This is a genomic window from Paenibacillus sp. IHBB 3054 (assembly GCF_051594305.1).
Classification (GTDB): Bacteria; Bacillota; Bacilli; order Paenibacillales; family Paenibacillaceae; genus Paenibacillus_AQ.
Window position 1 is genome coordinate 164,968 of the sequence record NZ_JBOFBG010000005.1, and the last position, 21,059, is coordinate 186,026.

General features: G+C 43.6%; 17 protein-coding genes. All 17 read left to right on the plus strand.

Translation table 11 applies throughout. The features are described from left to right. The first annotated feature begins 7 nt into the window (after positions 1 to 7). The gene (gene fliS, locus ACQ76X_RS08760; RefSeq protein WP_438493037.1) at positions 8 to 400 is read left to right on the plus strand and encodes a flagellar export chaperone FliS; all 393 of its coding nucleotides are present in this window, start codon (positions 8 to 10) and stop codon (positions 398 to 400) included. Next, positions 390 to 734, plus strand: coding sequence for a hypothetical protein (locus ACQ76X_RS08765; RefSeq protein ID WP_438493039.1), 345 nt, complete (start codon positions 390 to 392; stop codon positions 732 to 734). The genes fliS and ACQ76X_RS08765 overlap by 11 nt, the downstream gene beginning before the upstream one ends. Before the next feature lie 124 nt (positions 735 to 858). Further along, positions 859 to 2,658: a motility associated factor glycosyltransferase family protein gene (locus tag ACQ76X_RS08770; RefSeq protein WP_438493041.1), complete on the plus strand. Its 1,800-nt coding sequence runs from the start codon at positions 859 to 861 to the stop codon at positions 2,656 to 2,658. A 1-nt stretch (position 2,659) separates the two neighbouring features. After that, positions 2,660 to 3,673: a UDP-N-acetylglucosamine 4,6-dehydratase family protein gene (locus ACQ76X_RS08775; protein WP_438493043.1), complete on the plus strand. Its 1,014-nt coding sequence runs from the start codon at positions 2,660 to 2,662 to the stop codon at positions 3,671 to 3,673. Positions 3,674 to 3,745: 72 nt separating this feature from the next. Continuing rightward, positions 3,746 to 5,266 carry a UDP-2,4-diacetamido-2,4,6-trideoxy-beta-L-altropyranose hydrolase gene (gene pseG / locus ACQ76X_RS08780; RefSeq protein WP_438493045.1) on the plus strand — a complete coding sequence of 507 codons (1,521 nt, stop codon included), beginning with the start codon at positions 3,746 to 3,748 and terminating at the stop codon, positions 5,264 to 5,266. 3 nt (positions 5,267 to 5,269) lie between these two features. Next, positions 5,270 to 6,331, plus strand: coding sequence for a pseudaminic acid synthase (pseI, locus tag ACQ76X_RS08785; protein ID WP_438493047.1), 1,062 nt, complete (start codon positions 5,270 to 5,272; stop codon positions 6,329 to 6,331). Positions 6,332 to 6,355: 24 nt separating this feature from the next. Next, on the plus strand, positions 6,356 to 7,081 hold the full coding sequence (locus ACQ76X_RS08790; protein ID WP_438493170.1) for a cytidylyltransferase domain-containing protein: 726 nt from the start codon (positions 6,356 to 6,358) through the stop codon (positions 7,079 to 7,081). A gap of 51 nt (positions 7,082 to 7,132) precedes the next feature. After that, the gene (locus tag ACQ76X_RS08795) at positions 7,133 to 8,080 is read left to right on the plus strand and encodes an NAD-dependent epimerase/dehydratase family protein (RefSeq protein ID WP_438493172.1); all 948 of its coding nucleotides are present in this window, start codon (positions 7,133 to 7,135) and stop codon (positions 8,078 to 8,080) included. A 75-nt stretch (positions 8,081 to 8,155) separates the two neighbouring features. After that, a complete protein-coding gene (gene pseC, locus ACQ76X_RS08800) occupies positions 8,156 to 9,298 on the plus strand; it encodes a UDP-4-amino-4,6-dideoxy-N-acetyl-beta-L-altrosamine transaminase (protein WP_438493174.1) in 1,143 nt (380 codons plus the stop codon). Positions 9,299 to 10,182: 884 nt separating this feature from the next. Then, on the plus strand, positions 10,183 to 10,380 hold the full coding sequence (locus tag ACQ76X_RS08805) for a cold shock domain-containing protein (protein ID WP_019915069.1): 198 nt from the start codon (positions 10,183 to 10,185) through the stop codon (positions 10,378 to 10,380). Positions 10,381 to 10,711: 331 nt separating this feature from the next. Then, positions 10,712 to 12,169: an S-layer homology domain-containing protein gene (locus ACQ76X_RS08810; RefSeq protein WP_438493048.1), complete on the plus strand. Its 1,458-nt coding sequence runs from the start codon at positions 10,712 to 10,714 to the stop codon at positions 12,167 to 12,169. A gap of 177 nt (positions 12,170 to 12,346) precedes the next feature. Next, positions 12,347 to 12,898 (plus strand): ribosome hibernation-promoting factor, HPF/YfiA family, encoded by a 552-nt coding sequence (hpf, locus tag ACQ76X_RS08815; protein ID WP_038597313.1) that lies wholly within the window; start codon positions 12,347 to 12,349, stop codon positions 12,896 to 12,898. 356 nt (positions 12,899 to 13,254) lie between these two features. Further along, the gene (gene secA, locus ACQ76X_RS08820; RefSeq protein ID WP_038597310.1) at positions 13,255 to 15,762 is read left to right on the plus strand and encodes a preprotein translocase subunit SecA; all 2,508 of its coding nucleotides are present in this window, start codon (positions 13,255 to 13,257) and stop codon (positions 15,760 to 15,762) included. 630 nt (positions 15,763 to 16,392) lie between these two features. Beyond that, positions 16,393 to 17,506 (plus strand): peptide chain release factor 2 gene (prfB, locus tag ACQ76X_RS08825; protein WP_438493051.1). Its coding sequence is split into 2 segments (ribosomal slippage): positions 16,393 to 16,464 and positions 16,466 to 17,506, totalling 1,113 coding nucleotides; the frame shifts between segments, so codons are not numbered across the junction. A gap of 133 nt (positions 17,507 to 17,639) precedes the next feature. Continuing rightward, positions 17,640 to 18,524 (plus strand): YitT family protein, encoded by an 885-nt coding sequence (locus tag ACQ76X_RS08830; RefSeq protein WP_438493053.1) that lies wholly within the window; start codon positions 17,640 to 17,642, stop codon positions 18,522 to 18,524. Between the two features lie 185 nt (positions 18,525 to 18,709). After that, positions 18,710 to 19,765: an N-acetyl-gamma-glutamyl-phosphate reductase gene (gene argC / locus ACQ76X_RS08835; RefSeq protein ID WP_076109618.1), complete on the plus strand. Its 1,056-nt coding sequence runs from the start codon at positions 18,710 to 18,712 to the stop codon at positions 19,763 to 19,765. A gap of 21 nt (positions 19,766 to 19,786) precedes the next feature. Next, entirely contained in the window at positions 19,787 to 21,019 is a 1,233-nt protein-coding gene (gene argJ, locus ACQ76X_RS08840; protein WP_438493054.1) for a bifunctional ornithine acetyltransferase/N-acetylglutamate synthase, read from the plus strand. Positions 21,020 to 21,059 lie beyond the last annotated feature (40 nt).

Sequence of the window (21,059 nt, forward strand, 5' to 3'; positions counted from 1 at the left end):
AGGAAATTTGATTAACTCGCCGTATCAAAAATATCAACAAGCCCAGGCACAGACGGCATCTAAGCCAAAACTTTTAATCATGCTTTATGATGGTGCTATTCGTTTTGTGAAGTTAGGCATGGATGGCATTTCACAAAAAGATTATGAGAAAGCTAATAATAACCTTTGCAAGGCACAGGCTATTATTAATGAGTTGATCTCAGCTTTGGATTATAATTACCCTATTTCAAATGATTTGCTTAAAGTGTACGAATATATGCAACATAGATTGATTGAGGCAAATGTAAATAAGAAAAATACTCAGGCCGAAGAAGTTCTAGAATATTTAATAGATCTTAGGGAAGCTTGGTTCGAGGCCAGCAAGTCACAGGGATTAAATACGGTGCAAGATGGAAGATAAACATTTCCAGTTACTCTTTACAGAGTTACAGAGAATATCGGCGCAAGCAATAAGTGATATTTTTGCAATGGATGCAGATGAATTAGTGGCATTTGTAGAACGGAAAGAAGAGATTGTATGCGCAATGAAGCCCTATCTATCTTTGATTTCTTCCAAAGATAAACAACTAATTAACCAGATGCTTAAAGATGAGAAAGTTATTGTGGATAGAATGTATGAATTGAAGAATGAAGCTGGAGAATGGCTTCAAAACCTTAGTACCGTCCGTGTTCAACAAAATGCATACAAACAATCTTTTTCGATAGACAGTCTATTCATAGATCATCGTAAGTGATAACAAATAAAATGAAAACCCTCAACCATTTTATGGATGAGGGTTTTCATTTTTAAGAGGTTCATTCTTAGGGGATAAAGTCCGATATATACAATATAAATTAATCCGGAATGGTGGTATCGCCGTGTCATATTTCCAACAGAATCAGGCAGTGTTACGACTACGTTTTCCTCATGTTGCTGATAAAGTATCTAATATAGAAGAGCAAGATATTGAATTAATTAAGTATTCTGAACCGGTTGAAAAAGATGAGAATTGGCTGGAAGCGGTAAGAGGTTCGGTAGGTGACCTAAGTATTATTCTTTTGTATGGATTTGGACAGGGGATTAGCATAGCTGATTTAGTGGAAATGTATCCAGATCGTTTATTATTTGTATACGAACCAAATGAAGAAAATTTCCATGATAGTTTGAATACGATGGATTTAACGCTGATATTGGAGCATCCAAATCTATATTTTTTAGCGGTTGGTAAATCACAGTTAAAAGCTCTATTTCATTCTATTTCTACACACATGCGTAAAGATATGGCTTTTGTAGCGTTAAGACATTACCTGGAGCGCAACGCGGATTCTCTCCAAGATATAAAAAAGAAATTTCAAGAGTACTCTGAAACGTTTGATTCAAACAAACTTACACGAAATTTATTTCGTAGGGATTGGATCCGAAACAGTATGTATCATATGGCAGGAATGCTGTCTTCGCCAAGTATTAAAGAATTCTATAAAGAATATGAAAATGCTACAGCTGTTATCATTGCTTCAGGCCCATCTTTGCAAGCGGATATTGAATGGGTAAAGCGAATCAAACCCCATGCGTTAATTATATCTGCTGGTTCAAGTATTCAAGCATTAGTCAAGAATGGAATAGAACCCCATTTAGCTACTCTTTTAGATGGTGGAGCCATTAATAACAAAGTTTTTGCGGATCCTGCTGCTTTAAAAGCTCCTTTTCTATTTGTTTCATCATCTTATTACGGAATTTCAGATAAAAAAGATAAGCACAAGATTCACGCTATCGTTAAAAATGATGAAGTTGCACAATACTATATGGGTATAGAAGCCGATGAGGCTGAGATCATACCAACCTCAACAGTGACTGGAACTGCTATACAAGCGGCAGTATGGTTAGGGGTCAAAAGAATTGTCATGATGGGGCAGGATCTCTCCTTCCCGAATAAAAAGTATTATGCTGATGGTGTTGGTCATAGTGAACTTAATATACTAAATGCTATGGTGAAAAATTCTGATCACAAGGTATTAAGTGTTCAAGGAAATTACAATGCTACTAGTTCGGCTTTTATGTCCATGAAAGACGGATTGGAGAATCTAATTTTATCTCTTCCTGATATAGAATTCATAAACTCTACTCGTAATGGCGCTGTAATTGAAGGAACTTTGTGGAAACCAATTGAGCAAGTATATGAGCTGTTAGCTGATGAAATTATAGATCAAAGAGCAATAGAAAATAAAATTGATAATAAAGAGTTTGCTGGATATAATGAAGCACTTGAAAAAGTGGAAAACAGAATTTCTTCAACCTTACGTGATTTTCCTGAGATTATTCGGGAGTTCAAAATCCTCAAGAAATTATTTAGTGATATAAGAGAACTTAGTCGTACCAATCCTCTTAAATGTCAGCGTAAAATCGTGAAAATTGAGCAAGTATGGGGTGGTGTTGTAAACCGTCCTTGGTTTGAAGCATTGATTGAAACATTATTGCCTATAGAATTGCAGGAATACGATAGGGAATTGCCCTCTATTATATTGGAGAAAAACTTAGTGCAAAAATGTAATCTTATTGATAAGTATCTTGGAACACTGGTTAAACAAATTGAAAGTGAAATTCCCTTCCTGGAAGAAGTATTTATAGAATCCTTGCGAAGAATTGAAGCATTAAGCGATAAAGTACAAGGGGGCAGATAACTTGGAAGAGGGACTTTATAATGGAAAGAGGATATTAGTAACTGGTGGAACAGGTACGATAGGCCGCCACTTAATACAAAGGCTATTAATGGAAAACCCGAAGGTTATACGTGTCTTTAGCCGGGACGAACACAAACAATATGAAATGGGTATAGATTTCAAACAAGATTCAGAACATTTAAGATTCCTAATTGGAGATGTTAGAGATCAGCAGCGTCTTAACAGAGCCATGGAAGATATTGATTATGTATTTCATTGTGCAGCCATGAAACATGTTCCTGCATGTGAATACAATCCTTTCGAAGCAGTGCAGACAAATGTAATAGGGACGCAGAATGTTATTCAAGCGGCAATCGAAAACAAAGTGAAGAAGGTATTGTTTATTAGCACAGATAAAGCTATTTCTCCCACAAATACTTATGGTGCCACTAAATTAACAGCAGAGCGCTTAATTTCGGCTACAGAATATCATAAAGGAGCAAAGTCTACAATTTTTTCATCTGTACGCTTTGGAAATGTAATGGGTTCCAGAGGATCTGTTATTCCTTTATTTCAGAAACAAATATCCGAAAAACGTATGATTACACTGACTGATCCAAATATGTTAAGGTACATGATGACTCCTTCTCAAGCTATTGAACTTATACTAAAGGCTAATGAGATGGCCTTAGGTGGAGAAGTATTTGTGTTAAAAATGCCACTAATAAAAATAGGTGAACTAGCTGAAGTTCTTATAGAAGACGCTAAAATAAGAAATGGAATTATCGAAGAAATTATTATTGATGTAATAGGACTTCGTCCAGGAGAAAAAAGGTTTGAAGAACTGATGACAGATGATGAGGCTATAATTGCTTATGAGACTTTTGATATGTACATTATCCCGCAATTTGGGATGAGTAATTCTAGTCACTGGAGAGAGTATGATAAAGTCCTGGAGAAACCTTTTCCAAATGAAGCCCAAATTATTAAAAAAGATCAAATAAAAGATTGGTTGATTACAGAGCAAATAATGTAAGGTGATAAATGATGCGCTTGAATTGTTTTTAAACAGCTACATGGAACAGAATAAATCAAAGGAAGTTATTTGATGAAGTATTTTATTCGTGCAGATGCATCGGAGAAATTAGGTATAGGACATGTTATGAGATGTCTAGCATTAAGTTCAGAACTCATTGAACAAAAGCATGAAGTGATATTCATCAGTAGAGAGCTTAACCCATTTGTTTCTGAATTAATTAATATGCAGGGTTGCTCAATTATCCAAATTGAACCCCCATTACTCTTGGGAAGTGCTTTGGAATCAGAGCTTATTATCCAACTCATCAATAAGAACTATAGACTAACAAAAGAAGATTGGTTAATTATTGACCATTATTCTCTGGATTACAGGTTTGAATCTCACCTTAGAAGCTTGTTTAATAATATTTTGGTCATTGATGATCTAGCTGATAGATTTCATGATTGTAATATTTTACTGGATTCTGGCCTAGACAAAACTAAGGAGATTGAATACAACAGGTTAATTCCTAATTCAGCAATAAAACTCTTAGGCCCGTCGTATGCTTTACTTAGGAGAGAGTTTTCCGATGTGAGTCAAACTATAAATAATATTAACGAAGAACGTGTACGGAATATTTTGGTTTGTTTTGGCGGAACGGATCCTACGAACGAAACACTAAAAACGATCAGAGCTTTGGAACCTTGTCTAAACGATATTAGTAACGTTAAAATTATCTTAGGAAAGACGAATCCTCATATAAAGGAACTAACAAATTTATATAAGAAAAATAATAAACTGCAATTCTTAATCCAACCAAGCTCAGTTGCATTAGAAATGGCTTCTTGTGATTTAGCAATCTGCGCAGGTGGAAGTATGACCTGGGAAAGATATTGTCTGGGTTTGCCCGGAATAGTCATAGCTATAGCGGATAACCAATTAAAAAATGCTCAACAAGGTCAATTAATGGATATAGATAAGTATTTAGGCTTTCATCAATTTGTAACAGAGGAAGATATTAGACAGACATTTGAAAGTATAATTCATTCAAAATCGTGGCTTCAAAGTGCTAGGCAAAAAGCTAGGATGATAGTTGATGGTAAAGGGGTATCGAAGGTAGTGGATCTATTAAGCATGAAGCAGAATCCCCTAGTGCTACGAGATGTAGAACGGAATGAAATTTTATGGATGTGGGAATGCCGGAATGATGCTGAATCAAGGTCCAATTCAGTTCATACTGATGAGATACCCTATAGCGAGCATGTCAAATGGGTAGAACAAAGTAAATCAATGTTAAATAGAAAATTGATGATTGCTTGGGATGGAGAATTTAAGATTGCAGTGGTGAGATTGGATAAAGATGGCGATAGTGCTATTGTTAGTCTAAATGTGGCAAAGGAGCATCGAAACAAAGGGAATGCTCTGGAAATATTAAGAGAGCTTGAAACTACAGTAATAAAGTGGGATCGCAGGATCCATACCTTACATGCCCTGATAAGAACAGAGAATACAGCTTCAATAAGGGTGTTTTTAAAAGCAGGTTATAAACAATGTAGCAATGATAATGAATTCATAAAGATGCAAAAAAAATTGTTTGAAGAAGAAGGTTAGAAGATGAGGATAGATGACATGAATATAATTATAGATGGCAGAGTAATTGGGAAGGGATTTAAACCATTTATCATCGCAGAGATGTCTGGAAATCATAATCAGTCTTTGGAACGAGCGTTGTCCATTGTAGAGGCTGCTGCAAAAACAGGAGTGGACGCTATTAAGTTGCAAACGTATACCGCTGATACAATGACACTTAATGTTGACTCCTCAGACTTTATGATTAGTGAGGAGAAAAGCTTATGGAGAGGGAATTCATTATACAATTTGTATAAACAAGCATACACTCCGTGGGAATGGCATTCAGAGATCTTTAGAAAGTGTAAAGAATTGGGTCTCATTGCCTTTAGTTCACCTTTTGATGAGTCAGCAGTAGATTTTCTAGAAACGTTAGAGGTGCCTGCATATAAGATTGCCTCTTTTGAGAATACAGATCTTCCACTGATTAAAAAGGTGGCTGCTACTGGTAAACCTATAATTATGTCTACAGGTATGGCGTCTGCTGCTGAATTGGATGAGGCAGTACAGACTCTTAGAGAGTCAGGGTGTGAACAGTTAGTACTATTAAAATGTACTAGTACTTACCCCGCAGAGCCTACTAATTCAAATCTTGCAACCATCCCACACATGAAACAGCTATTTAATTGTGAAGTAGGATTATCGGATCACACTTTAGGAATTGGAGTATCGATAGCAAGCGTTGTTCTGGGAGCAACCGTAATCGAGAAACATTTTACATTATCAAGAGCAGAGGGCGGTGTGGATTCTGCTTTTTCTATGGAACCTCACGAAATGAAAAGTTTAGTTGAAGAAACTACAAAGGCATGGCAGTCGATAGGTCGGATTTCCTATGGTGCTACCGAAAGTGAAAGGGATTCACGGAAATTAAGAAGATCTATTTATGCATCTGAAAATATAAAAAGCGGTGAGAAGATTAGTATGGGAAATATAAAAATAATTAGGCCTGGTTATGGCCTCCCGCCAAAATTTTTAGATATGGTAATGGATAGAACTGCTGCGGTAGATATCCCAAAAGGGACACCAATAACTTGGGATTTAATCTAGTAGACTAAAAAATCGGGGTGCATGATGAACTTTGTTGCCATTATTCAAGCTCGTATGGGATCTACCCGTCTCCCAGGCAAGGTGTTAATGCCGCTTGGTGATACTTGTATTCTTGATTACGTTGTTACTCGTTGCCAAAAGATTCAAAAAGTTTCGCAAGTGGTAGTCGCTACTTCAATTTTGAAACAGGATGATGATATTGAAAATTGGTGTAAATTAAATGGTGTGAGTTGTTTTCGTGGTTCGGAAGAGGATGTATTAGAACGGTACTATGTATGTGCTCAAAACTATAAAGCCGATTATATATTACGAGTAACAGCTGATTGCCCATTCGTAGATTATGAGTTAGCCAGTTTAATGATTGAAGCTATGGTAACTAATCCATCCGATATATTGTTATATGAGGGGCAGATACCCCGTGGGTTGGCTGTTGAAGTGATTTCCTTACAAGCATTGGAAAAGGTTAATCTTCAAGGGACTGAGTCTAGGCATCGTGAACATGTCACTTATTATGCCTACGAAAACAAAGAAAATTTCACCTGTGTCTCGTTAAAGTTACCTAAATATTTAGATCACCCTCAATTAAGAATAACAGTGGATACCCCTGAGGATTATGAGGTTTGCCAATTGATAGCAGAAAAGTTTGTGGATAATAATACAATTAGCTCTGCGGAAGTGATTCAATATCTTTTGGATTTTCCCAAGGTATCTGAGATTAATGCACACATAGAACAAAAACCTGTAATTTAAAAATTAATTAAGTTTATAGGTAATCATGTATATCTAAAAGGAGTGGGGATAATAAATATTTTACTTACTGGAGGAGCCGGTTTTATCGGTCGTTGGGTTGCAAAGAGGTTATTGGACGAAGGGCATCAGTTATGGATTATAGACGACCTATCTAATGGTCGAGAAGAAAATATTGAGGAATTCCGCGAACATGCGTGTTTACATCAATTTATTAATGGAACAATCCTAGATGTTGCTCTTTTAAGTCGTTTGTTTAGTGAAAACAATTTTGAAGTATGCTACCATTTGGGTGCTTCAATTAATGTACAGGATTCCATTGATAATCCATCCACCACATTTAATAACGACACTGTAGGCACATTTAATATTCTGGAGCAATGCCGTAAATATCGTACTAAAGTGGTATTTATGAGCACCTGTATGGTATACGACCAATGCAGCAAAGGAGACGGTATATCAGAGCTACATCCTACAAAGCCAGCCTCCCCTTATGCTGGCGCAAAGGTTGCCGCCGAGAATATGGTTCTCTCGTATTTTTATGCTTATAATCTGCCTACGGTGGTAATACGTCCCTTTAATACTTACGGACCGTTCCAAAAGACAGGTGGAGAAGGCGGAGTAGTTGCGATCTTCATTAAAAATCAATTGAGTGGTAAGGATCTTAATATTTATGGAGAAGGTACGCAAACTCGTGATCTTTTGTATGTAGAGGACTGTGCTAAGTTTGTAACAGCGGCAGGTTTCTCCGATACAGTAAACGGAGAGATTGTAAATGCTGGATTAGGACGGGATATTGCAATTAATGATTTGGCACTGCTTATTGCAGGAGATTCATCGCGAATTAAGCATATAGAACATATTCATCCGCAGAGCGAAATTCAGAAGTTACTATGTAATTCGTCGAAGGCCAAGCTTCTGCTGAATTGGGAGCCGGAAATTAGTTTGGAAGAAGGAATTGCACGTACTACCGAATGGATTAAGTCTGGAGGTCTTGATTAAAATAAAGAAGCTCAAGGGGGAGACTTAGTGTCTGATAAATCTAATGGATTTTCTACCAATCCGGTTCGCTCAACGATGTTGCCATATGGACAGCAATGGATTGACGAACAGGATATTGAAGCTGTTGTAGAAGTACTTAAGGGAGATATGATTACCCAAGGGCCTGCTATCGAAGCGTTTGAGAATAAGGTTGCTGCGTATGTAGGAGCTAAGTATGCTGTTGCTTTCACAAATGGAACTGCTGCGCTTCATGGAGCTTGTTTTGCTGCTGGGATCGGGGAAGAGGATGAAGTGATTACTACACCCATTACTTTTTTGGCCAGCAGTAATTGTGTACTCTACCAGGGCGGGACCCCGGTGTTTGCAGATATTGACATGAACACGTATAACGTAGATCCAGCAAAGATAGAATTGAAAATTACAGAACGGACAAGGGCGATTATAGCTGTAGACTTCACGGGGCAGCCTGTAGAAATTGATCGGATTTCAATGCTTGCTCGTGATCGGCAACTGGTGCTCATTCAAGATGCAGCCCATTCTCTTGGAGCTAGTTTCGGGGGGCGAAAGATTGGTTCATGGGCAGATATGACAATGTTTAGCTTCCATCCTGTTAAGCATGTAACAACAGGGGAAGGGGGCATTATCACAACCGATAATGAAGAGTATTATCGTAAGCTTATGCTATTTCGCAGCCATGGGGTGACTAAGATTCCGGGAGAACTGACTAAGAATGAAGGACCTTGGTACTATGAAATGCAGGAGCTAGGATATAATTACCGAATGACGGATTTGCAAGCTGCACTAGGTGTAAGTCAGATGGATAAATTGGATGGTTTCATTGCAAGAAGGCGTGAGATTGTATCAATGTACAATGAACGGCTGAGTAATTTACCAGGTGTTATAATTCCGATGCAGCATCCTAAAGCGGAATCCAGCTGGCATCTCTACGTTATACGTATTCTACCCGCATCTTCTCAAGGAAGCCGTCGGGAGTGGTTTGAGGCACTTCGTGCAGAAGGAATCGGTGTCAACGTACATTATATTCCAGTGTATCTCCAACCCTTTTATAAAAAAATGGGTTATCAGTCAGGTTTATGTGAAAATGCAGAGCGTTATTATGAAACTGCAATAACGTTGCCTTTATTCCCAAAAATGAGCAATAGTGATGTTGATGATGTAGTAGCAGCTCTTGTGAAAGTATCCAATAGATTTTCTTGAAAAAGAGTTATTTTTAATGAAGGATTCTATTCAAAGTTTAAGGAGATATTATGAATCTCACAAGTGAAATTCTAAAAGATTTAATTTATAACTCCGACCTTTCATAGGACAAAGTATTAAACAGTTAGAAAATCGTTTTTTGAAATAAGGAGATCTGAAAAGGATTATGCACTGAAAGATATTATTGCTGCAATAGATGATAGTTCAAAGTCAATGAACTGGAAGTTAGAGTGCTATATCCTTTCTTTTTTACTAGACTACTCTGGAGAAGAAAAATACTTGAATAAATAAATGTATCATTTAGAGTCCAATCCTGAAATTGATACCAATGAGTATAACTTCTTGTACTGGCAGCTAACCAAAACTATGTTTGTGTCACCCAAATTAAATACGAAGAATTTTCAGATTCGGATGCGGATGATATATGCTCAAATGTTAAATTTTTTAATGAACAGTTCAACAGGAAAACAATTGGATTCCTTCGGACGAGAGGGATCAAGGGTAGTTATCGTTATGACTGGCCAATTGACGTCGCTGCAGCATGCTCCTAGGCAAATTGCTTTAGAAAATTGCTATACACTTATTAAAAATTATAATAAGAAAGTGTTACTGATAAATGCTGCTAATATGCCTAGAAGTTTTCTTCACTCCCTGATTCAATAGATTAATAGTGGGTTAAATTACAATAAACTATGCTGTGCTATTGTGGTTTTCAATAAGAGTCTTTTGTAGAATAATGGTGAAAGCAATAACTTAATGTTTTAATGGTATTTTATTGCAAGTAAACATTTTCTTTTCCAATTGACAATAAAGAAGCAGCGGTGGTATAGTCGACTTGTGAGCAAGACTCACGTTCATCTGATGACGAAGGGAATGTTTAATCAATGGAAGGTAAAGTTAAATGGTTTAACGCAGAAAAAGGTTATGGCTTCATCGAAACTGCCGATGGTGGCGACGTATTTGTACACTTCTCCGCGATTCAAACTGACGGTTTCAAGACTTTGGATGAAGGACAATCCGTAGAGTTTGATATCGTAGAAGGCGCACGCGGACCACAAGCAGCTAACGTCATCAAATTATAATCATCCGGCGAAGCCGACCTACATATATGGTAGATGGTTAGCAATTGAGACTACGCTAGCGCGGACCTTGGGATTACTCCCGAGGTCCTTTTTTGTTGTTCAGGTAATTAACAGAGTAGCAAAATAAGAAAGAATGAGCGTAGGTTAAATCAACAGTTCCCAACATTTTACCAATTTTTTGTTAGATTCACCCTTGTAGAGGGTAATGTAAGACGTTGGGCTCTCAATGTGCCTCGACATACACAACTATGGCGTATGCTTCCGGGAGGATGTGGAAGAAGCGATGAGTGAAGCCTATGCCCATCAAACACTCAGGAGGATGAACAGCTGAATGAAGAAAACATGGCGTGGATTTATGACCGTACTACTTGGAGTTAGCATGTTGTTCGGGGCTCTGGGCAGTGTTTCTGCCGCTTCTGTGCCAAAGGATATTAAGGGACACTGGGCACAAAGCCAACTGCAGAACTGGCTGGACAAAGGATATTTGGGTGGATACCCTGATGGTACGGTTAAGCCCAATAAGGTGATTACCCGGGGCGAATACGTTGCTTTTGTAAACCGCCTCTTTGGATTCACGGATACGGCGGCTATCAGCTTCAAGGATCTTCAAAAATCCTACTGGGCTTACAATGAAGTAGCGAAAGCTGTAAAAGCCGGATATATCGCCGGTTTTAGCGACAAAACCTTTCGCCCTTTAAGTCCGCTGACAAGACAGGAAGCAGCAGCAATTACTGCCAGATTACTTAGTCTGAACACAGGCAGCACTACACTTGCATTCAAGGATAGTGCCCAGATTTCTGTGTGGGCACGGGGATCCGTTGCTGCGGTAGCCAATAAGAAGATTATCAACGGGTATACAGACGGAACCTTCGGCCCTAAGAAATCGCTAACAAGAGCCGAAGCGGTTACCATCATCGGAAATTCGGTAGCTAACCGGCCGGGTGGCTCTGGTGGTACTGTAACACCTACACCTACACCTACGCCAACAACAGCGCCAACCGCGACACCTGCACCTTCGGCAACACCTGCACCAACGCCAATTCCAACTAGCGGTACAGGCGGAGGCAGTGGTGGTGGAGGAGGCAATGGCGGTGGCATCACTGTTCCATCTGTAAGTGGTGTAACCTACGGCCATGTTGGTGTTGTTACAGCAGATGTGTATCTTACACCTTCAGTGACTGGCGATGTCTATTATGTTGTGGCACCTTACAGCAGTACTGTATCGGCACCGAGCGCTTTGCAGATTAGAGACGGCCTGAATAGTGCCGGAACAGCTGGTGTCAATAGCGGAAAGACAGCAGCGACGGGCAATACAACGGTATCTTTCTCTGTGTATGGCTTGCAGGCGGGTACTGAGTATGCAGCTTATGTAACGCTTGCTGATTCATACGGAAACTGGTCAGAAGTATCGACACTGCGTTTAACCACTGCTGCAAGCAGTGCAACGTCCATTACTGCTGTTAAGCCAGGAGAGATAGGCACAGTTACAGCAGATGTTTATGTCACCTACGGGCAAGCAAGTGGAACTGCTGCACCGGTAAGATATGTGGTGTTGCCGGCTAATGCAGCTGATCCGAGTGCAGCTCAAATTGCCCAAGGAAAAGATAGTGCAGGAACAGCGCTGTCAGCTCCTTGGACGGGTTTAATCAGTCCTGCACCTGCTCCTGGAGTAAGACAGACGCTGGGCTTAACCGGCCTGACTGCGAATACCAGCTATAAGGTATATCTCATTACCGGCAGTGAAAAGACATGGTCACCGGTGGAGATCCTGCGCATTCATACGAAGTAGAAGTAACTGACTTTGGTCCGGAAGGGTAATTAATAACTACCCCTTCCGGGCCAATTGTGTATTTTCGGGGAATTCATAGCATCTTATGTTAGCTAAATGTAAAGGCTGTCATGATTTGTTTTTTACTTAGCGCTGACAATTTGGTATAATGAAAATGTAAACAAAGGAGGAGTGCCCATGCAATTCAGCATTCGAGGTCAACAAATTGAAGTGACCGACGCTTTGAGAGAATATGTTGATAAGAAGCTCAGCAGACTTGAGAAGTATTTCGATGCACCCCCTACCTCAGAAGGATATGTGACGCTTGGCGTTGTCCGCGGCCTTCATACGGTGGAGGTAACCATTCCACTGGCAGGTGTGACGCTTCGTGCCGAAGACCGCAGTGATGACATGTACGCTTCCATTGATGCTGTTGTGGACAAGCTGGAACGCCAAATCCGCAAGCACAAGACCAAACTTAATCGTAAGTTCCGCCAGGAAGGAAGCCTGAAGACGCTGTTTGTAGAAGGATCCCCTAGTGCTGTTGCCGTAGAGGAACAGGATTATGATGATTTGGAAGTTGTACGTAACAAGCGGTTTACCTTGAAGCCTATGGATGTCGAGGAAGCGATCCTGCAAATGAACATGGTTGGACATAATTTCTTTGTGTTCTCCAACATCGACACTTCTGAAGTGAGTGTTGTTTACAAACGGAATGACGGAAAGTATGGCTTGATTGAACAGAACTAGATTCTGAAAATCAACAAGGCAATAGCTGAGGCGGCGGTAATCGTTTCAGTCTGACGTAGAAAATTAACCGAGCCCCTATTCGTGTGAATCGAATAGGGCTCTTGTGCGTATATAAACGGAGACAGAAAAAAGGGCGACATTGCCCTCCAAAGGTAGAGCGGCATTTCAGCGAAAATATGAAGTTAAAACGCGACTGAACTTTTTTTGTAAAATAAGGTTGCGGCCTGCTCGTATTGCGGCATCTCTTACAAACTGTTACAATTTATGAAGCAGCGGAATCGAAATAATATATGGCCCTTTCAATTTTGTGGGATGGGCTCGATTCCACCATCTGTGTTGCATGAAAGGGGTTAACCATGCTAGGACTTGTAAAGAAAATATTCGGCGACACCAATGAACGGGATGTCAAACGTCTAATGAAGACGGTCGAAGTAATTAATGGACTGGAGCCGGATTTTGTGGCGCTTTCGGATGAAGCGCTCAAAGCTAAGACTGAAGAATTCCGCGCCCGTATTGAGAAGGGCGAAACCTTGGAAGAGATTCTTCCCGAGGCCTTTGCAACCGTACGCGAAGCTTCCAAACGGACGCTGGGCATGCGGCATTTTGACGTACAGCTGGTTGGGGGAATGGCGCTGCATGAAGGCCGGATCTCCGAGATGAAGACAGGTGAAGGTAAGACACTGGTAGGAACGCTGCCGGTATATTTGAATGCATTGCTGGGTAAAGGCGTGCATGTTGTAACCGTAAATGACTATCTCGCTCAGCGCGACAGTGCGCAAATGGCACAAATCTATAACTTCCTGGGCTTGACCGTCGGGGTGAACCTGAACGGTATGGACCATGCTGATAAACAAAGCGCTTATGCCTGCGATATTACGTATGGCACGAACAATGAATTCGGCTTCGACTACCTGCGTGACAACATGGTGCTCTACAAGGAGCAAATGGTACAACGCCCGCTATACTTCTGTATTATTGATGAGGTTGACTCCATCTTGATTGATGAAGCCCGTACCCCTCTTATTATTTCCGGACAGGCTGAGAAATCGACAGAGTTGTATTACGCCGCAGACCGTTTCGTGAAGAAGCTGACTGCTGAAGAGGACTACACGATTGATATTAAAGTGAAGTCCGTGGCTTTGACCGAGAAGGGTGTCGCTACGGCAGAACGTGCTTTTGGCATTGAGAATCTATATGACCATGCCCATGTAACCTTGAATCATCATATCGTACAAGCCCTCAAGGCCAATGCTATTATGCGCCGCGATGTGGATTATGTAGTAAATGATGAAGAGGTTGTTATTGTCGATGAATTCACGGGCCGCCTGATGGCCGGACGCCGTTATAGTGACGGACTGCATCAAGCGATTGAAGCCAAGGAAGAGATTCAGGTACAGAATGAGAGCATGACGCTCGCTACAATTACGTTCCAGAACTACTTCCGGATGTACCGTAAGCTGGGTGGTATGACAGGTACTGCGAAGACGGAAGAAGAGGAATTCAAGAAGATCTACGGGCTGGAAGTTCTCCAGGTGCCGACCAATAAACCTAACAAACGTGATGATATGCCAGACGTCGTGTACAAGAGCGAAAATGGCAAATTCAACGCTGTAGTAGCGGAGATTGTAGAGCGTCACAAAAAGAACCAGCCGGTACTGGTAGGTACAGTATCCATCGAGAATTCCGAACGCGTATCTGAAATGCTGAAACGCAAGGGTGTTAGACACCAGGTACTGAACGCCAAACATCACGAGGCGGAAGCAGAAATTATCTCTCATGCCGGACAACCGGGAACAGTAACTATCGCTACGAATATGGCTGGCCGTGGTACGGATATTGTACTGGGTGAAGGTGTGACCGATCTTGGTGGCCTGCATATTATTGGTACGGAGCGGCATGAATCCCGGCGGATTGATAACCAGCTGCGTGGACGCGCGGGACGTCAAGGCGACCCGGGTTCAACTCAATTTTATCTGTCGCTTGGCGACGAACTGATGAAACGCTTCGGAGCGGACAATGTCCTGAATATGATGGACCGTCTCGGATTTGAAGAAGATCAGCCGATTGAGAGCCGTATGATTACCCGTGCAGTGGAATCTGCCCAGAAGCGGGTAGAAGGCAACAACTTTGATATCCGTAAGGTCGTATTGCAATATGATGATGTAATGAATCAGCAGCGTGAGATTATCTACAAACAACGCCGCGAAATTCTGGAGTCTGACAACATTAAAGATATCGTAGTGGAAATGATCAAACCTGTCATTGACCGTGTGGTTAACGCCCACTGTAGTGATGATATTCCGGAAAACTGGGAGCTTCAAGAGGTTGCTGATTATGTAAACAGCAAACTGTTGGAAGAAGGCGTTTTGACACGTGACGATCTCTGGGGCAAGGAAGTTGAAGAGATCATCGAGTACATCTTCACCCGTGTGCTGGAGAAATATGCAGCCCGTGAAGAACGTCTGGGTGCCGAACTGGTACGCGAATTCGAGAAGGTTATCGTACTTCGTTCCGTAGACAGCAAATGGATGGATCATATTGATGCGATGGATCAGCTTCGTCAAGGGATTCACCTGCGCGCTTACGGCGGTACCGATCCGCTTCGCGAATATCAATTCGAAGGCTTTGAAATGTTCAATGCCATGACCGCCAGCATTCAGGAAGAAGTAGCGACCTACATTATGAAGGCACACATTGAGACGAATCAGGAACGCCAGTCGGTAGTGGAAGAGGACAAAATCTCCACTAATGCCGAGCCTGCCGAGAAACGTCCGGTGCATGTGGAGTCTGCGATTGGGCGCAACGACCCTTGCCCTTGCGGAAGCGGCAAGAAGTATAAGAACTGCCACGGACAGAACGCGTAAGACATAGTTAGTACTTGATTTTATGATTCTGTTAAAACAGTGAGCGAGTACGAAGTGGCGAGTGCATTTTAATGCTTCGCGCTTTAGGTCTTGTCCATTGCTTCAAAGGTTATAATGACAATAAAATGCGGCTGGGCCCGGGGGACTCCCCCGTTTTGCGGCCCGGCCGCTTTTTTGGACTTTGGGATCTTTTGGTGACCATGAAGCGGAGCAGAAGGAACTGTTCTTGAGAACTTTAACCATGAAGGTGAGAGTAACGGAGGGGAAGTTTGGAACTGTAGGAGCGGTAGCGTCCGCCTTTATGTTTGGATTTCTACCGTGACTATATAAATTAAACTTAAATACTTGAGATAAGGAAAAGGAGCAATGGAGGGGGATTTTGGAACTGGAGGAGCGGTAGTATCCGCCTTTGTCTTCGGATTTCAACCGCAAATAGCGGTATAAATCAAGAAATCTGAAGACAACAGCGGCCGGAAGTCCAAACATTCCCCGCAGTTACGGGCATCACCGAATAATACGCTTTGTTCTGAAGAACAATTCCGCCAGCGAAGCGCGTTGGACTCCCATGTCGCCTAAGTCCAATAAGCCGCCCGGCGCAACCACTTATTTTTGAAAGGTGAAGTGAACCATATGATCGATGCTAACGTGAAGCAAGACCTGCGTGAAATAGGCAAGAAACTAACCAACCTTAGGGGGTCTCTTTGACTTAGATCTGAAGCAGGAGATGATCGCAAACTTTGAGGAGAAAATGGCTGCTCCCGGATTTTGGGATGATCCCGAAAAGGCGCAAGGTGTAATCGGCGAGATGAACGCGGTAAAGTCCAGCGTGGATCAGTATGAGAAGCTGCAGCAGGATTATGAAGATGCCGCAATGATGGCTGAGCTTGCCGATGAAGAAGGCGATGACGCCCTGGCAGCAGAGATTGCCGGAACCATCCGCAGTGTGGGCAGTAAAGTCGATGAGTTCGAGCTTCAGCTGTTGCTGAACCAGCCGTATGACAAGCTGAATGCAATTTTGGAGCTGCACCCGGGTGCTGGCGGAACGGAATCCCAGGATTGGGGACAGATGCTGCTGCGGATGTATACGCGGTGGGCGGAAAAGCACGGATTTAAAGTAGAGGTGCTCGATTATCTGCCGGGTGATGAAGCGGGGATTAAGAGTGTTACACTGCTGATCAAGGGTTTTAATGCCTATGGCTATTTAAAGACTGAAAAAGGGGTCCACCGGCTGGTGCGCATTTCACCGTTCGACTCTTCCGGAAGACGTCATACTTCTTTTGTCTCGTGCGATGTCGTTCCGGAAATATCCGATGATGTAGAGGTGGAAATCCGTACAGAGGATCTGAAGATCGATACGTACCGGGCGAGCGGCGCAGGCGGTCAGCATATCAATACAACCGACTCTGCCGTGCGGATTACCCACTTGCCGACAGGTGTGGTGGTAACCTGCCAGAACGAGCGCTCGCAGATCAAAAACCGGGAACAGGCCATGAAGATGCTCCGTTCCAAGCTGTATGAGCGTAAACTACAGGAACAACAGCAGCATTTGGATGAGATCCGTGGCGAGCAATCTGATATTGCCTGGGGAAGCCAGATTCGCTCTTATGTGTTCCATCCCTATAGCATGGTAAAGGATCACCGCACTTCCGTGGAAACCGGGAATGTCGGAGCGGTCATGGACGGCGATTTAGATCTGTTCATTGACGGGTACTTGCGGAGTCAAATCAAAACAGAGGTTGAATAAGCGGAACTGTATTCCTACGCGTCTTCGGAGGTGTAGGAATTTTTGTGATGCAAGAATGAAATACCTGTAATTCCCGCAAAGTAGATGAAACGCTTATATAAGCAAGATCACATCTTAAGGAGAAAAGGCATACATGCAAAAAATCAATTCACGCAACAAACCCCCGTTGATCCCGCTGAACGGGCCGCTGCGCCATACCGTAGATATTGTGCTCATCCTGGTCGGGTCGCTGATTACCGCGCTTGCTTTTAATCTGTTTTTCTTGCCGAACCAGATTGCATCCGGCGGGGTATCGGGATTGTCCGTGCTTGCCGAAGCCTGGTTTAGTGCGGAGCCGGCATTTACGCAGTGGGCGCTGAATATCCCGCTGTTTGTGCTGGGGATCATCTTTCTCGGCAAGCAATATGGAATCCGCTCCTTGCTGGGGAGTTTTGTGCTGCCGCTGTTTATTTTCCTGACCAAAGATGGGCCTGTTCCTACAACAAACCCGCTGCTGGCTTCTATCTATGGTGGTATCGGCGTGGGTCTGGGGCTGGGTCTGGTTTTCCGCGGGCGCGGTTCGACAGGTGGTTTGACCATTCTGGCGCAGATTATCCAGAAGATCACCGGATTCAGCTTCTCACTCTCCGTTGTGCTGCTGGACGGTACGGTCATTACGCTGGCTGCTTTTGTACTGGGGATGGAGCAGGCGATGTACGCATTGATCGGGCTGTTTGTTACAGGCAAGGTAATCAACGCGCTGGAGGTAGGCTTCAGCACGACCAAAGTTGCGTATATTATTTCGGACCAGACGGAAGAGATATCTCAGGCGATCTTAAACGACCTGGACCGTGGTCTGACCAAGCTGAAGGCTGAGGGCGGATACACTGGTGACAATCGTACGGTTCTCATGGCAGTTGTCGGGCAGAACGAGATTACGAGGCTGAAGGCCATTGTCCGCTCGGTCGATCCGGGGGCGTTTGTCATTATAACGGAGGCTCATGAAGTATTGGGCGAAGGCTTTAAAAGAGAAGCATAGATTTTTCCTTAGGGGAAGCTCAACGCTTCTCTTTTTTCTTAGATATCGGGTCACGGGCTGCGGTGGAAATCTAAAAATGCTTGGAATAAAGTTGACGCAACGTGTTGTATTTATATTAATTCGGACGTATAATAATACATATTTGCAGGACGGTATTCATTCAATTCATGAAGCAGGAAGTGGGGATGACAGTGGAAGGCAAGCTGAGAGCGGCAATTGTCGGATCAACGGGTTATGGAGGCGTGGAGCTGATTAGGCTGCTACAGAACCACCCTGATATAGAGGTTACGTCAGTGATCTCATCATCGAGTGCGGGCGAACCCATTGAGAATGGATTCCCCCACTTAACGGGAATTATCCAGCGCAATCTGGATGGTGTAGACCCGGCAGAGATCGCCGGAAGGGCGGATGTCGTGTTCACGGCTACGCCGTCGGGAGTCAGTGCAAAGCTGGTGCCGCAATTGCTGGAGGCAGGACTGAAGGTCGTCGATTTATCGGGTGACTTCCGGCTGAAAGACGGTGCGGAGTATGAGCAGTGGTATAAGCATCCGGCTCCCCCTCAAGCTTACCTGGAGCAGGCGGTCTACGGCTTATGTGAGGTATTCGGGGAACGTGCCGCCGGCGTGGATTTTATCTCTAATCCGGGCTGTTATCCTACGGCAACACTGCTGGGGCTGATTCCGGCGCTGAAGGCAGGCTGGATTAAGCATGACAGTATCATTATTGATGCAAAATCGGGAGTTTCCGGAGCAGGCCGCGGAACGAGTCTAATGGTCCATTTTGCCGAGATCAATGAGAATCTCAAAGCCTATAAAATCAACAAACACCAGCATATCCCCGAAATTGAGCAGGTCCTCACGGAGATTGCCGGAGAGAAGGTAACCGTAACGTTCACCACGCATCTGGTTCCGATGAACCGGGGGATTATGAGTACGATGTATGCCGGGATGAACGGAAATTATAGCGAGCAGGATTTTGTGGAATTATACCGTGAGTATTATGAAGGCAGACCGTTTGTCCGTGTCCGCGGGGCTGGCGTGGTCCCAGCGACGAAAGAAGTCAGCGGCTCCAACTACTGCGATATCGGGTTTGCCACAGATGCCCGTACAGGTCGGGTTACCATAGTGTCCGTGATTGACAACATCGTTAAGGGCGCAGCAGGGCAAGCGATTCAGAACCTGAATTTGATGATGGGATGGGAGGAAACCCGTGGCCTTGGCTACACGCCTGTGTATCCGTAAGGTTCAGCGGTCAAACATACAATGAACGAGATTAAAGCTTATACCGTCGTGGAAGGCGGAAGTATAACTGCACCGAAGGGTTTTACCTCTGGAGGGCTGCACTGCGGCCTCAAAAAAACCGACCGCAATGACCTTGCGGCCATCCTTTGCGAGGTGCCTGCCACGGCTGCTGCTGTCTATACGACCAATGTATTTCAGGCTGCTCCGCTGAAGGTGACACGGGAAAGTCTGGCGAACGGGGTATTGCAAGCAGTAATCGTAAACAGCGGAAACGCCAATGCCTGCACCGGTGAACAGGGAGAAGCCGATGCCTACGAAATGCGCGCCGCCGCTGCACGTCATCTCGGTGTGAATGAGCTGGATGTTGCGGTTGCTTCTACCGGGGTAATCGGTGAGCTGCTGAAGATGGATTGTGTACGTAGCGGAATTGGCGGACTTCCGGAGAAGCTGGATGGGGGAGCGGCTGGTGCGGAGGAATTCTGCCAGGCTATTTTGACTACTGATCTGGTGAAAAAAGAATGCTGCGTGAAGGTACTGGTCGGCGGTGAGGAAGTTACAATTGCCGGAGCGGCTAAAGGTTCGGGAATGATTCATCCCAATATGGCCACGATGCTGGGCTTCATGACCACGGATGCGGTCATTGATGGTGAAGCTCTGCTGACCCTGCTGCGCACAGCTACCAATTCGACATTTAATATGATCACGGTGGATGGAGATACGAGCACCAATGATATGCTGGTAGCGATGGCCAGTGGTCTGGCCGGCAATGAGAAGCTGACGCGGCTGCATCCGGATTGGGACGCTTTTGCCGCTGCATTTATACATGTCTGCAAGACGTTGGCCAAGGCTATTGCCCGTGACGGCGAAGGTGCAACGAAGCTTATTGAAGTGCAGATCAGCGGGGCAGTCCATGATGAGGCTGCAGGTGCGATTGCCAAAACGGTGGTCGGCTCCAGTTTGGTCAAATCGGCGATATTCGGTGCGGATGCCAACTGGGGAAGAATCATTGCTGCGGTGGGACGCGCGGGAGTGCCTGTATCACCAGAGCGTGTAGACATTTCGCTGGGAGAGATCGAGGTGCTGAAGCAGTCGCGTCCGGTTGCTTTTGATGAAGAGAAGGCACTTCACTATTTGCAAAAGAGCGATACGATATTGATTACCGTAGCTTTATCTGATGGGGACGGTACGGCTACAGCCTGGGGCTGTGATCTCACTTATGATTATGTGCGGATCAATGCGGCCTACCGTACCTGACCAACCTGTTGCATAAGTCCATGGGAAGGATACCGATACT